The organism is Arcobacter vandammei (genome assembly GCF_016106035.1).
Taxonomy (GTDB): Bacteria; Campylobacterota; Campylobacteria; order Campylobacterales; family Arcobacteraceae; genus Aliarcobacter; species Aliarcobacter vandammei.
The window spans coordinates 1-18,184 of sequence record NZ_JADKPZ010000026.1; the positions used below are offsets into that span (position 1 = coordinate 1).

General features: G+C 27.6%; 19 protein-coding genes and 1 other RNA gene. 7 read left to right on the plus strand and 13 right to left on the minus strand.

The genetic code is table 11. The features are described 5' to 3' along the window. Positions 1-514: PLP-dependent aminotransferase family protein (locus IQC44_RS10805; RefSeq protein WP_476726924.1), on the plus strand; the 514-nt coding region annotated here is incomplete at its 5' end. A 27-nt stretch (positions 515-541) separates the two neighbouring features. Beyond that, complete coding sequence (locus IQC44_RS10810) at positions 542-1,372, plus strand: bifunctional helix-turn-helix domain-containing protein/methylated-DNA--[protein]-cysteine S-methyltransferase (protein ID WP_198306373.1); 831 nt, start codon at positions 542-544, stop codon at positions 1,370-1,372. Positions 1,373-1,400: 28 nt separating this feature from the next. Here the strand turns inward: IQC44_RS10810 and IQC44_RS10815 are convergent, their stop codons facing one another. Further along, positions 1,401-2,012 (minus strand): pyridoxamine 5'-phosphate oxidase family protein, encoded by a 612-nt coding sequence (locus IQC44_RS10815; protein ID WP_198306374.1) that lies wholly within the window; start codon positions 2,010-2,012, stop codon positions 1,401-1,403. 19 nt (positions 2,013-2,031) lie between these two features. Continuing rightward, positions 2,032-3,201 (minus strand): aminotransferase class III-fold pyridoxal phosphate-dependent enzyme, encoded by a 1,170-nt coding sequence (locus IQC44_RS10820; RefSeq protein ID WP_198306375.1) that lies wholly within the window; start codon positions 3,199-3,201, stop codon positions 2,032-2,034. Between the two features lie 179 nt (positions 3,202-3,380). Here IQC44_RS10820 and IQC44_RS10825 point away from each other — a divergent pair, with 179 nt between their 5' ends. After that, complete coding sequence (locus IQC44_RS10825; protein ID WP_198306376.1) at positions 3,381-4,562, plus strand: benzoate/H(+) symporter BenE family transporter; 1,182 nt, start codon at positions 3,381-3,383, stop codon at positions 4,560-4,562. A 177-nt stretch (positions 4,563-4,739) separates the two neighbouring features. Continuing rightward, a complete protein-coding gene (locus IQC44_RS10830) occupies positions 4,740-5,420 on the plus strand; it encodes an endonuclease III domain-containing protein (RefSeq protein WP_198306377.1) in 681 nt (226 codons plus the stop codon). A gap of 1 nt (position 5,421) precedes the next feature. Here the strand turns inward: IQC44_RS10830 and IQC44_RS10835 are convergent, their stop codons facing one another. From IQC44_RS10835 to IQC44_RS10870, 8 genes are read right to left on the minus strand one after another with little or no spacing between them, the layout of a single operon-like run. Then, entirely contained in the window at positions 5,422-6,285 is an 864-nt protein-coding gene (locus IQC44_RS10835) for an EamA family transporter (protein WP_198306378.1), read from the minus strand. Then, complete coding sequence (locus tag IQC44_RS10840; protein ID WP_198306379.1) at positions 6,282-7,244, minus strand: FecCD family ABC transporter permease; 963 nt, start codon at positions 7,242-7,244, stop codon at positions 6,282-6,284. The genes IQC44_RS10835 and IQC44_RS10840 overlap by 4 nt, the downstream gene beginning before the upstream one ends. Then, a complete protein-coding gene (locus IQC44_RS10845; protein WP_198306380.1) occupies positions 7,241-7,942 on the minus strand; it encodes an ATP-binding cassette domain-containing protein in 702 nt (233 codons plus the stop codon). Before IQC44_RS10845 ends, IQC44_RS10840 begins: the two co-directional genes overlap by 4 nt. Beyond that, positions 7,917-8,750 (minus strand): ABC transporter substrate-binding protein, encoded by an 834-nt coding sequence (locus IQC44_RS10850; RefSeq protein ID WP_198306381.1) that lies wholly within the window; start codon positions 8,748-8,750, stop codon positions 7,917-7,919. Before IQC44_RS10850 ends, IQC44_RS10845 begins: the two co-directional genes overlap by 26 nt. Positions 8,751-8,762: 12 nt before the next feature. Next, positions 8,763-10,574, minus strand: coding sequence for a TonB-dependent receptor plug domain-containing protein (locus IQC44_RS10855; RefSeq protein ID WP_198306382.1), 1,812 nt, complete (start codon positions 10,572-10,574; stop codon positions 8,763-8,765). Between the two features lie 23 nt (positions 10,575-10,597). Beyond that, positions 10,598-10,777, minus strand: coding sequence for a hypothetical protein (locus IQC44_RS10860; RefSeq protein ID WP_198306383.1), 180 nt, complete (start codon positions 10,775-10,777; stop codon positions 10,598-10,600). 28 nt (positions 10,778-10,805) lie between these two features. Beyond that, entirely contained in the window at positions 10,806-11,516 is a 711-nt protein-coding gene (locus IQC44_RS10865) for a sulfite exporter TauE/SafE family protein (protein ID WP_198306384.1), read from the minus strand. After that, entirely contained in the window at positions 11,516-12,100 is a 585-nt protein-coding gene (locus tag IQC44_RS10870; protein ID WP_228286335.1) for a hypothetical protein, read from the minus strand. The genes IQC44_RS10865 and IQC44_RS10870 overlap by 1 nt, the downstream gene beginning before the upstream one ends. Positions 12,101-12,340: 240 nt before the next feature. Here IQC44_RS10870 and IQC44_RS10875 point away from each other — a divergent pair, with 240 nt between their 5' ends. After that, positions 12,341-12,967: an HAD family hydrolase gene (locus tag IQC44_RS10875; RefSeq protein ID WP_198306385.1), complete on the plus strand. Its 627-nt coding sequence runs from the start codon at positions 12,341-12,343 to the stop codon at positions 12,965-12,967. On the opposite strand, the gene rnpB is transcribed toward IQC44_RS10875, so the two are convergent. Both rnpB and lolA read right to left on the minus strand, forming a co-directional pair. After that, positions 12,957-13,281: RNase P RNA component class A (rnpB, locus tag IQC44_RS10880), an RNA gene on the minus strand. The two genes, IQC44_RS10875 and rnpB, sit on opposite strands and share 11 nt — an antisense overlap. A 34-nt stretch (positions 13,282-13,315) precedes the next feature. Further along, positions 13,316-13,843 carry a LolA-like outer membrane lipoprotein chaperone gene (gene lolA, locus IQC44_RS10885; RefSeq protein ID WP_198306386.1) on the minus strand — a complete coding sequence of 176 codons (528 nt, stop codon included), beginning with the start codon at positions 13,841-13,843 and terminating at the stop codon, positions 13,316-13,318. Positions 13,844-13,899: 56 nt separating this feature from the next. On the opposite strand from lolA, the gene secA reads away from it, so the two are divergent. Next, positions 13,900-16,512, plus strand: coding sequence for a preprotein translocase subunit SecA (gene secA / locus IQC44_RS10890; protein ID WP_198306387.1), 2,613 nt, complete (start codon positions 13,900-13,902; stop codon positions 16,510-16,512). Position 16,513: 1 nt separating this feature from the next. Then, complete coding sequence (locus tag IQC44_RS10895; protein WP_198306388.1) at positions 16,514-17,719, plus strand: ABC transporter permease; 1,206 nt, start codon at positions 16,514-16,516, stop codon at positions 17,717-17,719. A gap of 123 nt (positions 17,720-17,842) precedes the next feature. Here the strand turns inward: IQC44_RS10895 and IQC44_RS11810 are convergent, their stop codons facing one another. Then, positions 17,843-18,088: a winged helix-turn-helix domain-containing protein gene (locus tag IQC44_RS11810; RefSeq protein ID WP_198306390.1), complete on the minus strand. Its 246-nt coding sequence runs from the start codon at positions 18,086-18,088 to the stop codon at positions 17,843-17,845. Positions 18,089-18,184 lie beyond the last annotated feature (96 nt).

An 18,184-nucleotide genomic window follows, 5' to 3' on the forward strand; every position in this document is an offset into this window, starting at 1 on the left:
AGTAAATAGTGCTATTTTCCCAGGTCTTCAAGGTGGTCCTTTAATGCATGTAATTGCTGCAAAAGCTGTTGCGTTTAAAGAAATTCTTGATCCAAAATGGAAAGATTATGCTAAACAAGTAAAAGCAAATGCAAAAAAACTAGGAGAAGTTTTAGTAAGTAGAGGATACGATATTGTTTCAGGTGGAACAGATAATCACCTTGTACTTGTATCATTTTTAAATAAACCATTCTCTGGAAAAGATGCGGATGCAGCACTTGGAAATGCTGGAATTACTGTAAATAAAAACACAGTTCCAGGAGAAACAAGAAGTCCATTTGTAACATCAGGAATTAGAGTTGGAAGCCCAGCACTAACAGCAAGAGGAATGAAGGAAAAAGAGTTTGAGTTTATTGCAAATAAAATTTGTGATGTTTTAGATGATATAGAAAACACAGAACTTCATAAAAAAATAAGCAAAGAGCTTGAAGAGTTAGCTAATAAATTTGTAATTTATACACAATCGACTTACTAATAGTAAAAGCTTTCAAAGGAGTATTAATTGCCTACACTTGATACTACTTATAAACAGATAGAAAAAGCTATAAGATACATAGATGAGAACTTTAAATCTCATCCAAGTATCGATGAAATAGCACTTTATATAGGTATGAGTAAATACCACTTTATACGAGTCTTCAAGGAGTATGTAGGTCTTACTCCAAAACAATTTTTGCATAGTGTTACACTAAATTATGCAAAAGAGCATATAAAAGAGTCCAAATCCATACTTGATAGCAGTTTGGATATTGGACTATCTAGCACAAGCCGTCTTCACGAACTTTTTGTAAATTTAATTGGAGTTACTCCAAAAGAGTGGAAGGAAAAAGGTAAAGATGTAAAAATCACTTATGGTTTTGGACAAACACCTTTTGGTGAAGCACTTTTAGGTTTTACAGATAAAGGAATTTGTTATTTAGGTTTTTGTGACAACAACAAAGAAGATATTTTTCAAAGATTTAATGAACTTTGGGAAAATGCAAATCTAATTTTCGATGAAAACAGAGCAAATGAGTATTTGGAAAATATCTTTGTAAAAAACAGAAAATATCCACTTCTTGTAAAAGGCACAAATTTTCAAATAAATGTTTGGAAAGCACTTATAAATCTTCCAAATGAAGAAATCACTACTTATAGCGATATTGCAAACTCTATAGATAAACCAAACTCTGTAAGAGCAGTTGCTAGTGCAATTGGAAAAAATCATATTGGCTACTTAATCCCTTGTCATAGAGTTATTACAAAAAGTGGAGCAATTAGTGGTTATAGATGGGGAATTGAGAGAAAAAAAGCACTTTTGGATTTTGAGAATTGTGAGAATTTTGGAAAATAGATGCTAAAATAAGTAAACTATATAAATTTTATAATGTAGAATATAATAAAATTCTCATCTGTTTTATAGTTTTTTTATCCATATTTGTTGCCCTATTTTCGAGCTTTTCTAAAAGTCTATCTCTTTTTTCATTATTTAAGTTTTGTCCAACTTTTATTTTGCAAGTAATATTTTGTGGTTTTAGTTCGATTACTGCTACTTTATCTATCATTTTTGAATACATAGTTTTATCATAAGCTATTGTTTCATATCCACCATCTTTTTGTAGTTTCTTCATCAAAGCATTTAAAACTTCTGATTTTCTATCATCATTTTCTACAAAACTCAAAGTTCCTTCAAGAAAAACTGAAGCAAAAAATTGTGTAGCAGGACAAGCAGCAAGAGTATCAAAAAAGTATGATGGAATAGTAGAATATGGTTTTACAGCTATAAAACAACCCAAATTATTCCCTTTTATCGTATCTATTTTTTTACCCTCATTACTCCCATGAAAAAATATAGAGCCTTCAAAATATACAAAATTTAAAGCTACACAATATGGTTTATTATCCTTTATCAAACTCAAAGTTCCATATTCACAAACTTCTAATACTTCATTTATACTTTTCTCATCTTTTATATCAAACTCTTCTCTTCTCAAAAATATTCCTTTTTATTTGTTATAAACTCAAAATTGTATCTTCAAATCTTTGAAAACCTTGTGTTATTTCACTTTTACTAATAATAATTGGTGGCAAAAATCTAATAATATTTTTCCCAGATTTCAAAATCAAAACACCATTTTTAAGTGCAAGATTTATTATATCGTTTAAATCTATTTCATCTTTTATAACCAATCCTTGCATAAATCCAAAACCATTTTTTTGTAAAAATATATTTGGATATGTTTCTACAAAATATTGTAAACAACTATTGAAATATTTGATATTCTCACTTAATTTTCCACTATTTGAGTATTTTTCTAAAATATCTAAAACCTTATTACAAACTGTTGTTGATAGATGATTTCCACCAAAAGTTGAACCGTGATCACCAAAAGAGAAAATATCTTTTAAACTTGTCATCATAACACCTATTGGAATACCACTTGCCAAACCTTTTGCCAAGGTTACAATCTCTGGATTTATACCAAAGTATTGAGAAATTAAAAAATTTCCACTTCTATAAACTCCTGTTTGAACTTCATCTATTATTAAAAGTAACTTCTTTTCTTTCAAAACTTTTTCAAGTTTTTGTACTTCTAAAATATCTTGCATAAAAATACCACCCTCACCCAAAATGAGTTCTAGCATAACTCCAACAGTTGTATCATCTATCATAGAAATAGCGTCATTTATATCATTTGCATAAATAAAACCATCAGGATATGGAGCAAAATATTTGTGTTTGTCTTCTTGAGCTGTTGCTTTTAAAGTGGCTATTGTTCTTCCGTGAAAAGAGTTTTTTATAGTGATAATTTTATATTTTGGAGTTTCAAAAGCCGTATTTCCATACTTTCTAGCAAGTTTTATAGCACTCTCGTTTGCTTCTGCACCACTATTACAAAAAAAGCACTGCATATTATAGGTACTTAATTCAACTATCTTTTTAGCACATTTTTCTTGTGATTTTATACGATATATATTTGAAGTGTGTACAACTTTTTTTGTTTGTTCTTTGATAGTTTTAACTATCTTTTTATTTGCATAACCCAAACTATTTACTCCAACTCCTGAAGCAAAATCTATATAATCTTTTCCATTTTCATCATATAGAATAGATTTTTTACCCTTTATAAATGAAATATCTAGTCGATTGTATAAAGGTAAAATATAATCATTTTTTTCCATTTTTTCACTCTTTTTTAGTTAAATCTTTATTCAATTATATGAAAAAGAATTTTCCAAATCAATCCGAAAATTGCTATTTTATGGGCTTTTAATAAAATCAACAATTAGCAATTTTCGGATTGTAAAATCTTTTTTATACCTTTATACTTTCATTATATTTTTAACTAAGGAGTGTAAAAATGAACAAAAAAATATCAAATATTCTACCAATGGTTGCTGGACTTATTTCAGTTATTGTAAATTATGGTGGAACTTTTATTTTAATCTTTCAAGCAGCACAAATGGCTGGTTTAAGTGCCGAACAAACTGCTTCTTGGGTTTGGTCTATCTCTATTGGAGTTGGAATTACTGGAATATTGCTAAGTTGGTACACAAAAGAGCCAATTATCACAGCTTGGAGTACACCAGCAGCTGCATTTTTAGTAACTGCAATTGCTACTGTTTCTTACTCTGAAGCAATTGGAGCATATATAATATCTGCTTTTGCTTTTTTTATATTAGGGATTTCTGGATATTTTGGAAAATTAATTCGCCTAATTCCTACAAGCATTGCTTCTGGATTACTTGCAGGAATATTGCTACAATTTGGTATTTCAGCTTTTACAAATATGACAATTAGCCCTATTTTCGCAATCTCGCTATTTTTTGTATATCTTATAGTAAAACGATTTTCTCCAAGATACGCTATTGTTTCTGTATTGGTTTTTGGATTTGTTTTTTTACTATTACAATCTTCAATTGATTTTTCTAATCTTGAATTAAAACTTGCATATCCAGTATTTACAGAGCCTACTTTTTCTCTAAATGCAACTTTAAGTATTGCTTTACCACTATTTTTGATTACTTTAACAGGACAATATATGCCAGGACTTTTGATACTTCAAAATGATGGTTTCAAAACTGGTGCAAAACCTATTTTAACTCTTACTGGATTTGGTTCAATGATTATGGCTTTTTTTGGTTCTCATGCTTTTTGTCTATCATCTATAACTTCTGCTATTTGTACTGGAAAAGAATCTCATGAAGATCCTAAGAAAAGATGGATAGCTGGAGTTACAGCAGGAATATTTTATATTTTAGTTGGTATTTTTGGAGTTACCTTAGCTACTTTATTTTCAGCTTTTCCATCTGTATTTATTAGCACTCTTGCTGGACTTGCACTTTTAAGTACAATTGCAGGAAGCCTTGCAAATGCAATGAATGATATAAGCACTAGAGAAGCTGCAATGATTACTTTTATAGCAACAGCTGCAAATATAAACATTTTTGGAATTGGTGGAGCTTTTTGGGGATTAGTTCTAGGTTTAATCTCTTATTTTATTTTAAATGGAAAATGGAGAAATAAAAATTCTCAAGCTTAAAGGCTTGAGAATTTAACTTTTTTATGTCTGATAAAAGCTATTTTAGTTATAACTCACTCAACTCATAATTTTTTTAAAATACAAGAATGTAAATTATAGTTTTATATGATATATTTTCTATATTATATATTCCAAACTATCTTGCAAGTGCTGGGTATAAAATAATAAAGGTAAAAAATGAACAAAATATACAGTATGTACAATAAGCTTTATGAAACTTATGGACCTCAAGGTTGGTGGCCATTTTTAGAAGTTGATGGGTATTATCATAAACTTGACTACTCTTATCCAAAAAATGAAAAACAGATTTTTGAGATTTGTTTAGCCTCTATTTTAACTCAAAATAGGAATTTCACAAGTGTAGTAAAATCTTTGGAAAATCTTCAAAAACTAGATTTACTAGATCCAGAAAAAATAAAAAATGCACCCTTAGAAGTTTTTCAAGAAGCTATAAAACCAAGTGGTTATTTTAATCAAAAATCACACTATATTTTAAACTTTATAGAGTTTTTTGAAAATCTAAATGGCAAAATCCCAACAAGAGAAGAGCTTTTAAGCCTAAAAGGAGTTGGTGAAGAGACAGCTGATAGTATGCTTTTATACGGGTTTAAACAGCCACATTTTAAAGTAGATGCTTATACAAAAAGAGTTTTACTAAGCTATAATTTAATAAATGAAAAAACAAAATATATTGAAATTAAAAACTATTTTGAACAAGAGCTTTCAAAAGAGATAAAAGATAAAGAAAAATTAGTGATAGTTTATCAAGAGTTTCATGCATTAATCATTTGTCATGCAAAAAAGTTTTATAGCAAAAAACCTTATGGAATTGGATGTTTTTTGGATGAAGTTTTATAATTTATATTTTCAACTGTATTAGAGCTAATAAAACTATACAAACAATAGCTAATAATATTCCTAAAACCGCTTGTTTTGAAAGATACTCTTTGAAATAATATTTTCCAATTATTACTCCTCCTATAATAACTCCTAAATTCATAGTAATAAAAACTAAAGTTGGAGTTTGTGCAAAAATTTTGTGTGCTTTTATATAAAAATATATATTTGAGAAATTTAAAACTCCCAATATTAGCCCAAAAAATAGATATTTAAAATCTATTTTGCCTTTAAAAAAACTAATATATAAAAGAGAGATAAAAGCAGATATTACGAAAATCACAAAAAGCAATTCAACAAAATTTATATCTTTGTTTGTGGCAATTAGCTTAAACATAGTATCTACAAAGCCATAACCTAAAAATACAGCTATAAGATAAAAAATATTCGTATGATTTTTATTTAAATTGTTGTTTGAGTTTTTGCCCAAGATTAAAAAAATACTAATAAAAGTTAAAACTATAACAAAAGCTTTAATATAAGAAAACTCTTCATTAAATAGAAAAAAGCTAAAAATTATTGGAATAATTAAAGATAATCTTTGGAAAATATCTGTTTTTGCAAGACCTGAAAACTCTAAAGATTTATGCAAAAAATAGAAAACTGTTGGAAGCAAGAAAGATACAAAAATGACTAATTTATAATCAAAAATCGAGAATTTTATAGTAGAAATAGATAGTTCAAAAAGATAATATGTAAGAAAACTAGCCATTACATAATTTGAAAAAACAAAAACAAAAAGTTCTCTTTTTGTAGATATTTTTAAATATTTTATATAAAATCCAACCAGCAAAGATGATATTAAACTAAGAATTAATGCACTCATTTAGCTTTTTTATCTCGTCTTATAAGTAAATATACAAAAAACAGAGCACCAATAAATGCAGTTACAACTCCTATAGGCAAAGCTGATGTTGTTGGTAAAACTCTTGAAATCAAATCACAAAGAACCAAAAAGAAACCACCAAAAAATAGTGTTGGAAAAAATAGTTTTGTTGCACTTTTTTTATAGATTAGTTTTACAATATGTGGAATTACAAGCCCTACAAAGCCTATTGGTCCAGTAAAACTAATAGATATTCCAACACAAATTGTTACAAAAATTAAAAGAGCTAGAATAGTTCTATTTACATTTAAACCTTTTAAAAATGCTGTTTCATTTGAAATAAGAAGTAAATTTATCTTTTGCTTATTTAAATATATAAAAACAGATAAAAAAGTTGCTGTAATTCCAACTACAAATGCAGGAAAAAGACCTACTGTATCAAGGCTTCCTAGAGTAAATCTTACAATTGAGTAATTCTCTTGTAAATTACTAATAAAAAACACCAACATCAAAGCTGAACTATAAAAATATGAGAGTGCAATTCCTATTAAAAGCATTGAATTTGTTGAGTTTAAAAGTCTTTTTGAGCTTAATTTTTTTGATATTATAAATAAAATCAAAACTGTAATTATTGAGCCAAAAATACTTGAAAAAAAGAGTGGAATTAGAGGAAAAAAAACTATTGAAAGAGCAGAAAAAAGTGTTGTTCCACTTGCAATTCCTAAAGTATAAGGTGTGATTAGTTCATTTTTAAAAACAATTTGAAAAACAAGCCCACTAAGAGCCAAAATAGAGCCAACAAAAAAAGCCAAAAGAACTCTAGGAACTCTTAAGTCCCAAAAAACCATAGATAAACTCTCATCTAAAGAAAAAATATCATTAAAATTTATAATACTTTCTCCTAAAAATGGAGCTAAAAATATGATAAAAACAGATATTAAATATAGAATATTTTTCATAAATCAACCACCAAATGAGAATCTAATATTTTTAAATTATTGTTGTAAAATCTATTTAAATTTTCTTGATTAAAAAAATCTTTATGGCTTCCAAAAAATTCTACACTACCATTTTTCAAAAAAAGTACTCTAAAATCTTTTAAAGCATAGGCAAAATCAAGGTTATGAGTGATTATTATTTTTTGTTTTAGTAATTTAGAGTTTAAAATATCATAAACCTCTTTTACTCTATTTAAATCCAAATTTGCTGTTAGTTCATCGAAAATTGTAATTTTTGCACCATGTAAAATTGCACTAGCAAGAAGTAATATTTGTTGTTCACCAGAACTTAAAAGTAAACAATAGTTATTTTTTAACTCTTCTAATTTTAATAATGCAATGATATTTTCTATATCTTTATTGCTTTTCTCTTCTATAATTGAGAGTTTTAAATACTCTAAAACACTCATATATTCATCAAAAATAGAAAAACTACTAGGAATATAGTTTATAAATTTTGCTCTAGTTTTAGCTTCAATATTTTCAACATTTTTTTTATCAAAATATAGATTTGAAGATGGAATAATATTTGATAAAACCTTTGCCAAAGTCGATTTACCTGCTCCATTTTCCCCTAATATAAGTAAATTTTCTTCTCTTTCTAAAACAAAAGATATATCATTTAGTATAAAATTATTGTAATGTCTTAGCTCTAACATCTTCTAAAACCTCTTTAAAATCATCTATTAAGTTTTTTACTCTATGGCTTGGAATTCCTGAATACATCTTATCTATTACATAAATATTTTTCTGTTTACTTGCACTTGTTGGAAGTTTTTCCCACATTTCTATCATAGATTTTTGCTTATCTTTTTGATTTTCCAAAAATGGAGCAAGTAAAATAATAATATCTGGATTTAATGTGATAATTTTTTCACTATTAACAACTGGTTGAGATTTAAGTCTACTTTGATAGGCATTTTTATTTTGACTTTTATTTATAATCTCTTCAAAATATACAAAATTTCCTGCAACAAAAATCTGATTTGATAAGGTATTTTGTGGGCTTATTACTATTAAAATTTTTTGATTTTTTATAATATTACTTATACTTTCCAAGCTATTATCTATCTCATTTATTAACGCCTGTGCCTCTTGTGTTTTATCAAATCTTTTACCTAAATCTTCTATACTAAATTTTATATCTTCGATATTATCAGTTTTGTAAACCAAAGTTTTAAAGCCTAAATCTTCTAAACTTTGGTTCAATTTTTTATCATAGCTTTGATTTATTATCACATTTGGATTTAGTTTTACAACTTTTTCTAAACTTACACTTCCATATCCCCCTACTTTTGGCACACTTTTTGAACTTTCTGGAAAATCACAAAACTCTGTATTTGCAACAACTTTTTCTCCTAAGCCTAAGGCAAAAACTATTTCGTTTATTGCTGGGCTTAGAGTTATTATTCTCTCATTTGCAACTAAAATATTTAAAAAAAGTAGAAGATATAGAAATTTTTTCATCCCAAATTATCCTTAAAAACTAGCTTTCAGCCCAAGATAAGCAGCTCTTTGGCTTGTTGCATAACCATCCACTATTTGATAATCTTTGTTAAAAATATTATCAAGTTTCAGATAAGTTGAGAAATTTTTATTTATATCATAATCAACTAAAGCATTCCAGATTGTGTAGTTTCCAGTTTTTGCACCTTGTTTGTTATTAAAATCATATCTTTTACCAATATATTCACCATTTACATTAAAGTGGAAATCTTTTAATCCATAGTAATCAACAGCAAAACCTATCTTATCTTTTGGTCTTCTTCCAAATTCTTGATTATCTTTATTTTTTGCACTAAGTCTTGTATAGTTTAAATTTAAGAAAACATCTTCTGTAACAGAGTTTTTATAAGCAATTTCAGTACCTTTAAATTTACTTTTTCCATCAATATTTTTATTTATTCCATCATACATTCCAGGTCCTGTCCATTCCCAATTGATTAAATCTTCAATTTTTGAGTTAAAATAAGTTACAGAGAAACCTTTATACTCAATTCCTACATCATAAGTTTTTGTTTTTTCAGGTTTTAAATCTGGATTAGCACCCCATCCATAAAGCTGAGATGTGCTAGGTACATTGTATCCTGTTCCATAGTTTGCACTAAGATTTAAATCATCTACTATATACTGTTTTATTCCTATTTTTCCTGTTGTTTTATTATCAAAATCGCTATATCTATCATATCTTAAAGCCTGTGTAAATATAGTTTTATCATCGAAAAACTTATTTGTATTTGCTATAAAGATTCCTTTATTATTGTACTCTTTATCTATATTTGCTTTGTTTTCGAATTTCTTATAATCAGCACCCAAAGTTAGATTTGAAGAGTTTAAGTAATCAATACTTGTATTTACTCCATACTCTTTTATTGTTCCTTTATATTTATCTCTTCCTGTATCTGAATATTCTCTTTTAAAATCAGAGTAATTTCCATAAACTTTTGTAGTAGCAATATCATTTATATTTTCATAAGTAAGATTTGCTAAATGAGTTTTTGTTTTAGATTGAATATCTTTATCATCTGGTAAGTAATTGTCATAATCTACTTTTGTATCTATAAACTCATAAGAAGTTGAAACTCTATTATTTTCATCAAAGTTATACCCTATTTTTGTATTTATAGTTGTATTTTCATATCCATCTTTTTCATATTTTTTAGCATCACTACTTTTTGGTGCTTGTGCAGAAAAACCATCTACATCAACTCTAGTAACTCCTAGTTTTGCATCAAAATTATCTGTTTTGTGTGAAATATTTGCCTTTGCTATTTTGCTATCATATCTTCCATACTCAAAACTTGCATTTCCGTGAGTTCCACTTTGTGCAGACTTTGTGATAATATTTATAACTCCAGCACTTGCATCTGCTCCCCAAACGCTACTTTGTGCACCTTTAATTACTTCAATTCTTTCAATATCATTTATCATAAGGTGTTCAAAATTAGCACCATTTCCACTTGGATCATTAAATCTAATTCCATCAACTAAAACTAAAGTTTTATCTGAATTCATTCCTCTTAAAAAAACTGAAGTTTGTTGTCCTATTCCGCCACTTTGTGAAACTTGAACACCTGCTAAAGTTTGCAATGCTTCAACTACAGTTTTAAATTTTCTTGATTCTATATCTTCTGCTGTTATTACATCAACATTTGCTGTAACATCTCTTAGTTTTTGCTCTGATTTTGTAGCACTTGAAATAGTAATTTCATCTAGTTTTGTAGTTTCGTTTGAGAAAAGATTTGTTGCTAAGATAATACATGCAACTAAGCTTATTTTTGTTTTTTTCATTTTAATATATCCTTTTTTATTTTTTATAAATTATTTGTTAAATATTGTTTTATTGGTTTTAGCTCTGATTTTATCAAGATATTTTTTATGCTTGGAAACTTTGAAATATAATTTTCAAATCTTGATTGAAACTTACTTAAGATAGCATTTGAACTAGCCATTAAAATACCAAAAAAGCTAAAATAATTTCTTGATTTTTTCATTTTTCCCTCCTTTCTTTATGATTAAATTTTATATATGACAGTTTAGTATTGATTTTGTGGGGTCTATAATATATTCATACCCTTTATATGCTATATAAAAGCCAAAAACTATAACCAAAATAGCAGCTATTTTTATAAAAATATCTCTTAAATTTGATTGTTTAAAAAGACCTACAAAAAAGCCTAAGAAAAATAGTGCAGGAATTGTACTAAGTCCAAAAACAAACATCACAACAGCTCCCCAAAAAGCACTTCCCGTACTAGCTGCTGTTATTGCAAAAACATATACAAAACCACAAGGTAAAAGCCCATTTAAAAGCCCTAAAATATAGAAGCTAAGCATTGAACTACTTCCTAAAAGTGCTTTAAAGTTTTTTTGATAAAAGCTAGATTTTGAGCAAGATTGCTCCAAAAATGTAAGAAATTTAATTTTCCCTAAAAGTGAAAACCCAACCAAAACCATTAAAAAACCAGTAAGTAAAAGCATAGTTCCACTTGTAATATTTGAAAAGCTAACAACTCCACCAACAAAACCAAAAATAGCTCCCAAAAGTGTATAAGTTGTAACTCTTCCAAATGAGTATAAAAGATGAGCCAAACTTTGTGTAAATTTACTATCTACACTTTTAATTTTTGTACTACTATATGCCACAACTATTCCGCCACACATTCCAATACAGTGTCCAAAAGAGCCAAGAAGTGCAATAGTTATAATAGAGATTAAGCTAATTGTTTCCATTAGTGCTTATGCTCTTTATGATGATTGTGATTACTATTTTGCTCTTTGAAATTTGGGTTTGATAAATTCTCTTTTCTTAAAACTCTTAAAAGAACTTCATCAAAAGATATAAAATTATCGCTATTGTTTTCATAAGCTCCAAAACCATACTTCATTGGAGTATCTTCATTTGTACTAAAAAAGGCATCTTTTACTTCGATATATTTTTTGCTATCTTTTGTCATAACAAAAATTTTAATATCATTTTTAAACTTATCATCTTTTGTATTTATCCAGTTTGCCATACCACCATGGTCATGAAAGAACCAAGTTTTTCCATCTTTTGAAATAACTTGAGAAGCAAAAGTCAAATCATTTATAACCATTCCGCAATCGCTATCTTGATATTTTCCTAAGATTATTTCTAAAGGAGTTTGTGAAGTGTTCCCCTCTTTTATCACCACCATTTTTTGCTCTTTTGCCATAGATAAAAATATTATTATGATTATTGCAACTATTAAAATTATTGTAAAAATTGGTAAAAGTTTTTTCATAAATCTCCAAAGAATTTCTAAAATAAAGCTAGATTGTATCTTTTTTGGCATAAAAAAAGGCTTTGTAGAGGGAAAAACTACAAAGCCTATATAATAAATTCATTTCAAAAAAAGTATAGGATACTATTAAAACTTGTATTTAGTAGTAGGAGGATAAAAATACATATATCCTATAAATGCAATTATAATCCAAGTAATATTAAAATAAGATAAAATTTGTCCTATTTAGATTCAATTCTTACTAAAATAAATCTAGTATAATACAAGCTTAGATTTTAAAAGGTGATTTTTATGAATATGATTATTTTTGATATGGATGGAACACTTATAAATAGCGGTTTTGCAATAGCAAATACAGTAAATTATGTAAGAGAAAATATAGGTTTAGAAAGATTAGAAAACAGTTTTATTTTAGAAAACATAAATGATATAAATATAAATAGTGCTGAGTTTTTTTATAATGAAAAAATTTTTACACCACAAATACAAGAGTTATTTGAAGATTATTATAGTAAAAATTGTTTAGTTGATTTACATATTTACGATGGAGTTAAAAAGCTTTTAGACAATTTTAAAGATGATTTTAAATTTTGTATAGCTACAAATGCTCACTCAGATTATGCAAAAAAGATGTTAAATCATCTTGAAATAAATAGATATTTTTCAACTATTTTAGGCTACAACGATGTAGAAAAACCTAAACCAAATCCAGATATGGTAAATGCCCTACTTAATAAATATAATGTAAAAAAAGAGAATGCACAACTTTTTGGAGACTCAGTAAAAGATACTATGGCTGCATATAATGCTGGAATTGATGGAGTTTTAGTAAATTGGGGTTTTTCTAACTATGAAAATGGTCTAAATAGTGTTGAAGATTTGGAAAAGAAAATTATAGAGAAATTTTATAATAGGTAAACAATAAGCCGCGTTTTGTCATGAACAATAATTTATCTAGGTGCTAAATTACTTTAGCACTCTTGCGAAGACCAAAAAATGTGAAGTAAATACCAGATCTTCTTGCTGCAGGTTGGGTTTACAAAGCTGTTAAGATTACTCAAAACACTGGTAGGCTCTTACTCTACCGTTTCACCATCACCAAAAAAAATTGGCTGTTTACTCTCTGTTGCACTATCCCTTAGATTACTCTAGCCATTATTTAAATGGAACCACACTTCACAGCAGCCCGGACTTTCCTCTTGAAATTTTCAAGCTATTGTTTTGTTTACCTAAGGCAAAATTATAGCTATTTTTTCTTAAATGCTCTTATTTTCTAATAACATCATAATTACTAGGAACTATAAATTTGAAAATTTCATCAGAAATCTCACCATTTTGAACAATATTTAAGAAATTTATATCTACAAGATTGTCTAATTCATCTTTATAAGTTATTTTTGAAATCTTATTTTCCTTTACTTTTATACTATATTTTATTCCATTTATAGTTGAAATATAATTTTCATTATCTACTTTTTTTGCTTCATTTAGAAGTTTTATAATATTTATTTCATTATCAAGCTTTGTAAATATGGCTTGTTCAAGTTCTGGCTCATCAACTATTGCCATAGTGTTATCTATGTAAACATTCTTTTTAATTGGTGTCTCATATTGCCATAAAATTTTTCCACTTTTTTTAATAAAAACTTTTCCATTGTATTCAATAACACTTTTTGAATCAGAAGTAATTGTTTGTTTAAAATTACCAAAAAAACTATCTAAATTTTTAATATCATTAGCATTTAAAAAAGATAAAACAAGAAAACTTAAAACAAAAAAAACTCTATAAAACATTTTTAACCTTTTTTTCTATATAATCTTCCTCATTATAACGAAAAGGAACTAATTTTATGTTAAATGTTTTTTCAAAAGTTTTTGGCACAAGAAATGATAGGATAGTAAAAAAATATAGAAAAAGAGCAAATGAAATAACTCTTTTAGAAAAGAAATATCAAAAGTTAAGCGACGATGAACTAAAAAGTGAATTTAATAGATTAAAAACTGCCGTACAAAACGAAGAAAAGACACTAAATGATGTTTTAAATGACTCTTTTGCAATGACAAGAGAAGCTAGTAAAAGAGCTTTGGGTATGAGACCTTATGATGTTCAGCTAATTGGTGCTATGGTTTTAAATGATGGAAGAATTGCAGAGATGAAAACAGGAGAGGGAAAAACTCTTGTTGGGTCAATTGCTGTTTGTTTAAATGCACTTAGCGGAAAAGGTGTTCATGTTGTTACAGTTAATGATTATCTTGCTTCAAGAGATGCAAATGAGTTAAAACCTTTATATGAATTTTTAGGCTTTAGTGTTGGGGCTTTAACTGATTCAATTAGAGATGATAAAGAGAGACGAGATCAATATAATTGCGATATTACTTATGCTACAAATAGCTCTTTAGGATTTGATTACCTAAGAGATAATATGGTTTATGATTTAAATGACAAAGTTCAAAGAGGTCATAACTTTGTAATAGTTGATGAAGTGGATTCTATTTTGATTGATGAAGCTAGAACTCCTTTAATCATAAGTGGTCCAACAAATCACAAAAATTCAAATTATGTAAAAGCGAATGAGATAGCTTTAAAACTTGTTCGTGGTGAATTAATAGAACCAAAAACTCCTGCTGAAAAACCAACAACAACTGGAGATTTCATTGTAGATGAAAAAAATCGTTCAGTTACTCTAACAGAGCAAGGACACGAACAAGCAGAACTTTTATTTGGAGTTGAAAATCTTTACTCTATTGAAAATGCAATGCTTTCACACTCACTTGATCAAGCTTTAAAAGCAAACTATATTTTCCAAAAAGATGTTGATTATGTTGTAAAAGATGAGCAAATCATCATTGTAGATGAGTTTACAGGAAGACTTAGTGAAGGAAGAAGATTTAGTGAAGGCTTACATCAGGCTCTTGAAGCAAAAGAGAAAGTTGCTATTCAAGATGAGAGTCAAACTTTAGCTGATACAACTTACCAAAACTATTTTAGAATGTATAAAAAACTTTCAGGAATGACAGGAACAGCACAAACAGAAGCAACAGAATTTGCTCAAATTTATAATTTAGATGTTGTATCTATTCCTACAAATTTAAGAGTTCAAAGAGTTGATAAAAGTGATTTAATTTACAAAAGTGAAAGAGAAAAATTTGAAGCAGTTTGTAAAAAAATCAAAGAGTACCATGAAAAAGGACAACCAGTTCTTGTTGGAACTGCAAGTATTGAAAAAAGTGAAGTTTTACACAAAATTCTATCTGATAAAAAAATTCCTCATACAGTTTTAAATGCAAAACAACACGAAAAAGAGGGAAAAATTATTGCTGATGCTGGACATAAAGGAGCAGTAACAATTGCTACAAATATGGCTGGAAGGGGAGTTGATATTAAATTAACTCAAGAAATTTTAGCTCTTGGTGGATTAGCAATTATTGGAACAGAGAGACACGAAAGTAGAAGAATAGATAATCAACTTCGAGGAAGAAGTGGAAGACAAGGAGATATTGGAGAATCTCAATTTTATCTTAGCCTTGAAGATAATCTTTTAAGAATTTTTGGAAGTGATAAAATTAAAAGAATTATGGAAAGACTTGGAATTAAAGAGGGTGAATATATTGAGTCTAAAATGGTTACAAGAGCTGTTGAAAATGCACAAAAGAAAGTTGAATCTATGCATTTTGAAAGCAGAAAACACCTTTTAGAATACGATGATGTTGCAAATGAGCAAAGAAAAGTTATCTATACATTTAGAAATGATTTACTAAAAGAAGATTATGATATATCTTCAAAAATCAATGAAAATAGAGTTGAATATGTGCAAAATCTTCTTTCACACTCAAATATTTTCCAAAATATGAGTGAAGAAGATTTTGATTATTCACAAATTGTTGCTAAGTTTAAAGAAGAACTTCACTTTATAATAGAAGAAAAAGATATAAAAAGCGAAGATTATGCCTCTTTAGAAAATAGATTAATTACTATTTTAAAAGATGTTTATGAACAAAAAATGAGTGTAGCAGACCCAAAACAAAAAAGTGAAATCGAAAGAATTTTATATCTTCAAATTTTAGACAACGCTTGGAGAGAGCATTTATACTCAATGGATACATTAAAAACTGGAATTGGTTTAAGAGGTTATAATCAAAAAGACCCACTTGTGGAATACAAAAAAGAGTCTTATAATCTATTTGTTGAGTTAGTTTCTAATATTAAATTAGAGATTATAAAAATACTTTTTGCTGTACAACTTCAAAGTAAAGAAGATAAAGAAAAAGAAGCTTTAGAAAGAATGAAAGCTTCAATGGAAAAATCAACAGAACACCAAACAACAAACAAAGCAAGAGAAGCTGTTTTAGCAAGTGATAAAAAAATAGCTAGAAATGATTCTTGTCCTTGTGGAAGTGGTCTTAAATATAAACAATGTTGTGGGAAAAGTGGTCCTAAAGTAGGACTTGTTGCAGGAAACTAATTTGAATAAAACTTTAGTAAATTTTATTGTAAAAAAATATCTAAGATTTGATAAAAAAAATCCATTTATCTCTATTAGTGCAATATTAGCTTTTGTTGGTGTTGCAATTGGAGTTATGGTTTTGATTTTATCAATGGCAATTATGAATGGAACAGCAAAAGAGTTTGAAAGAAAACTCTTTACTATGAACTATCCACTTACTATTTACCCAAAAATGCTAAATACTGTAAATGAAGAGCTTTTAAATAGACTTACAAATGAGTATCCAAAACTCAAATTCTCTCCTTTTGTATCAACTCAAGCAATTGTACAAAATGGTGATAATATGAGTGGTGGAATGATTTTTGGAGTAATTCCACAAAATGAAGCGCAAATTAATCCAATTTATAAAGAAGCTGTACAAGACCAACTTATAAATAAATATGACTTAATAACAGGAGTAGGAATAAGTGATAAACTACTTTTAACTTACGATAGCAAAGTTACACTATATTTTACAGAACTAAATCCTGCTGGTTTTTCACTTATGCCAAAGATGAAAAGATTTAATTACTTAAGTTCTTTTAGATCAGGTCTAAATGCCTATGATAAAGCTTACATGTATACATCTATTGAAGCTCTACAGACACTACTTCAAAAAGAACCAAATGTTTATGATGGAATACATATATTATCAGATGATGCTTTTGCTGATATAGAAAAACTAAAAATTTCTTTAAAAGATGATGGTGTTGGAATTGTTGGTTGGTGGCAACAAAATGGAAACTTTTTTGCGGCTATGAAAATGGAAAAAACAGCACTATTTATAGTATTAATGCTGATTATTTTGGTTGCTTCACTAAATATCATATCTTCTTTACTAATGACTGTAATGAGTAGAAGAAAAGAGATAGCCCTACTTTTATCAATGGGTGCTAGCTCAAAAGAGATAAAATCAATTTTCTTAAGAGTTGGAACAATTATTGGTTTTGGTGGAATTGTTTTAGGAATTATTCTAGGATTTATTGGTTATTTTTTACTTGATACTTTTGATATAGTATCACTTCCTGCTGATGTTTATGGAAGTGCAAAACTTCCTTTGGATTTAGCTCTTAGTGATTTTATCTCTATTATTATTGGAGCTGTTATTATCGTTCTTTTATCTTCTTATTATCCAGCTAGTCGAGCTACAAAAATAGATGTAATTGATGTATTAAGAAATGAGTAAACTCTTACTTATTTCTTAAAATTTTAAATCCAAATCTCAAACAAAGTTAAGAAGAGTTTGAGAAAAATATATGAGAAAATATTTTTATTTAAAAGTTTAGTCATATCAAGATTACTATAAAGGCTATTTTTCTATAAAATAGCCTTCATCTATACAATTTTTTATTAAATTTTCTGGAAGTTTTTGTCTTAGTCTTTTCATTAAAGTTCTAATAGCATTTGAGCTTGTATATACTCCATTATAAATAAACTCTTCAATTTGATTGTAATTTACTTTTTCACCTCTATTAGATAGGAGTAAAAATAGTAGATTTTTTTCAGATTTTGTAAGATAAATCTCTTTTTGATTTTTAAATATTACTTCACCGATAAATAATCTTAATTATAGTATAATGTTTTATGGAAAAAATAGATGCTAGAAAATTAACACCAAGAGAATTATCAGAGAAACGAAAGATAGTTATTA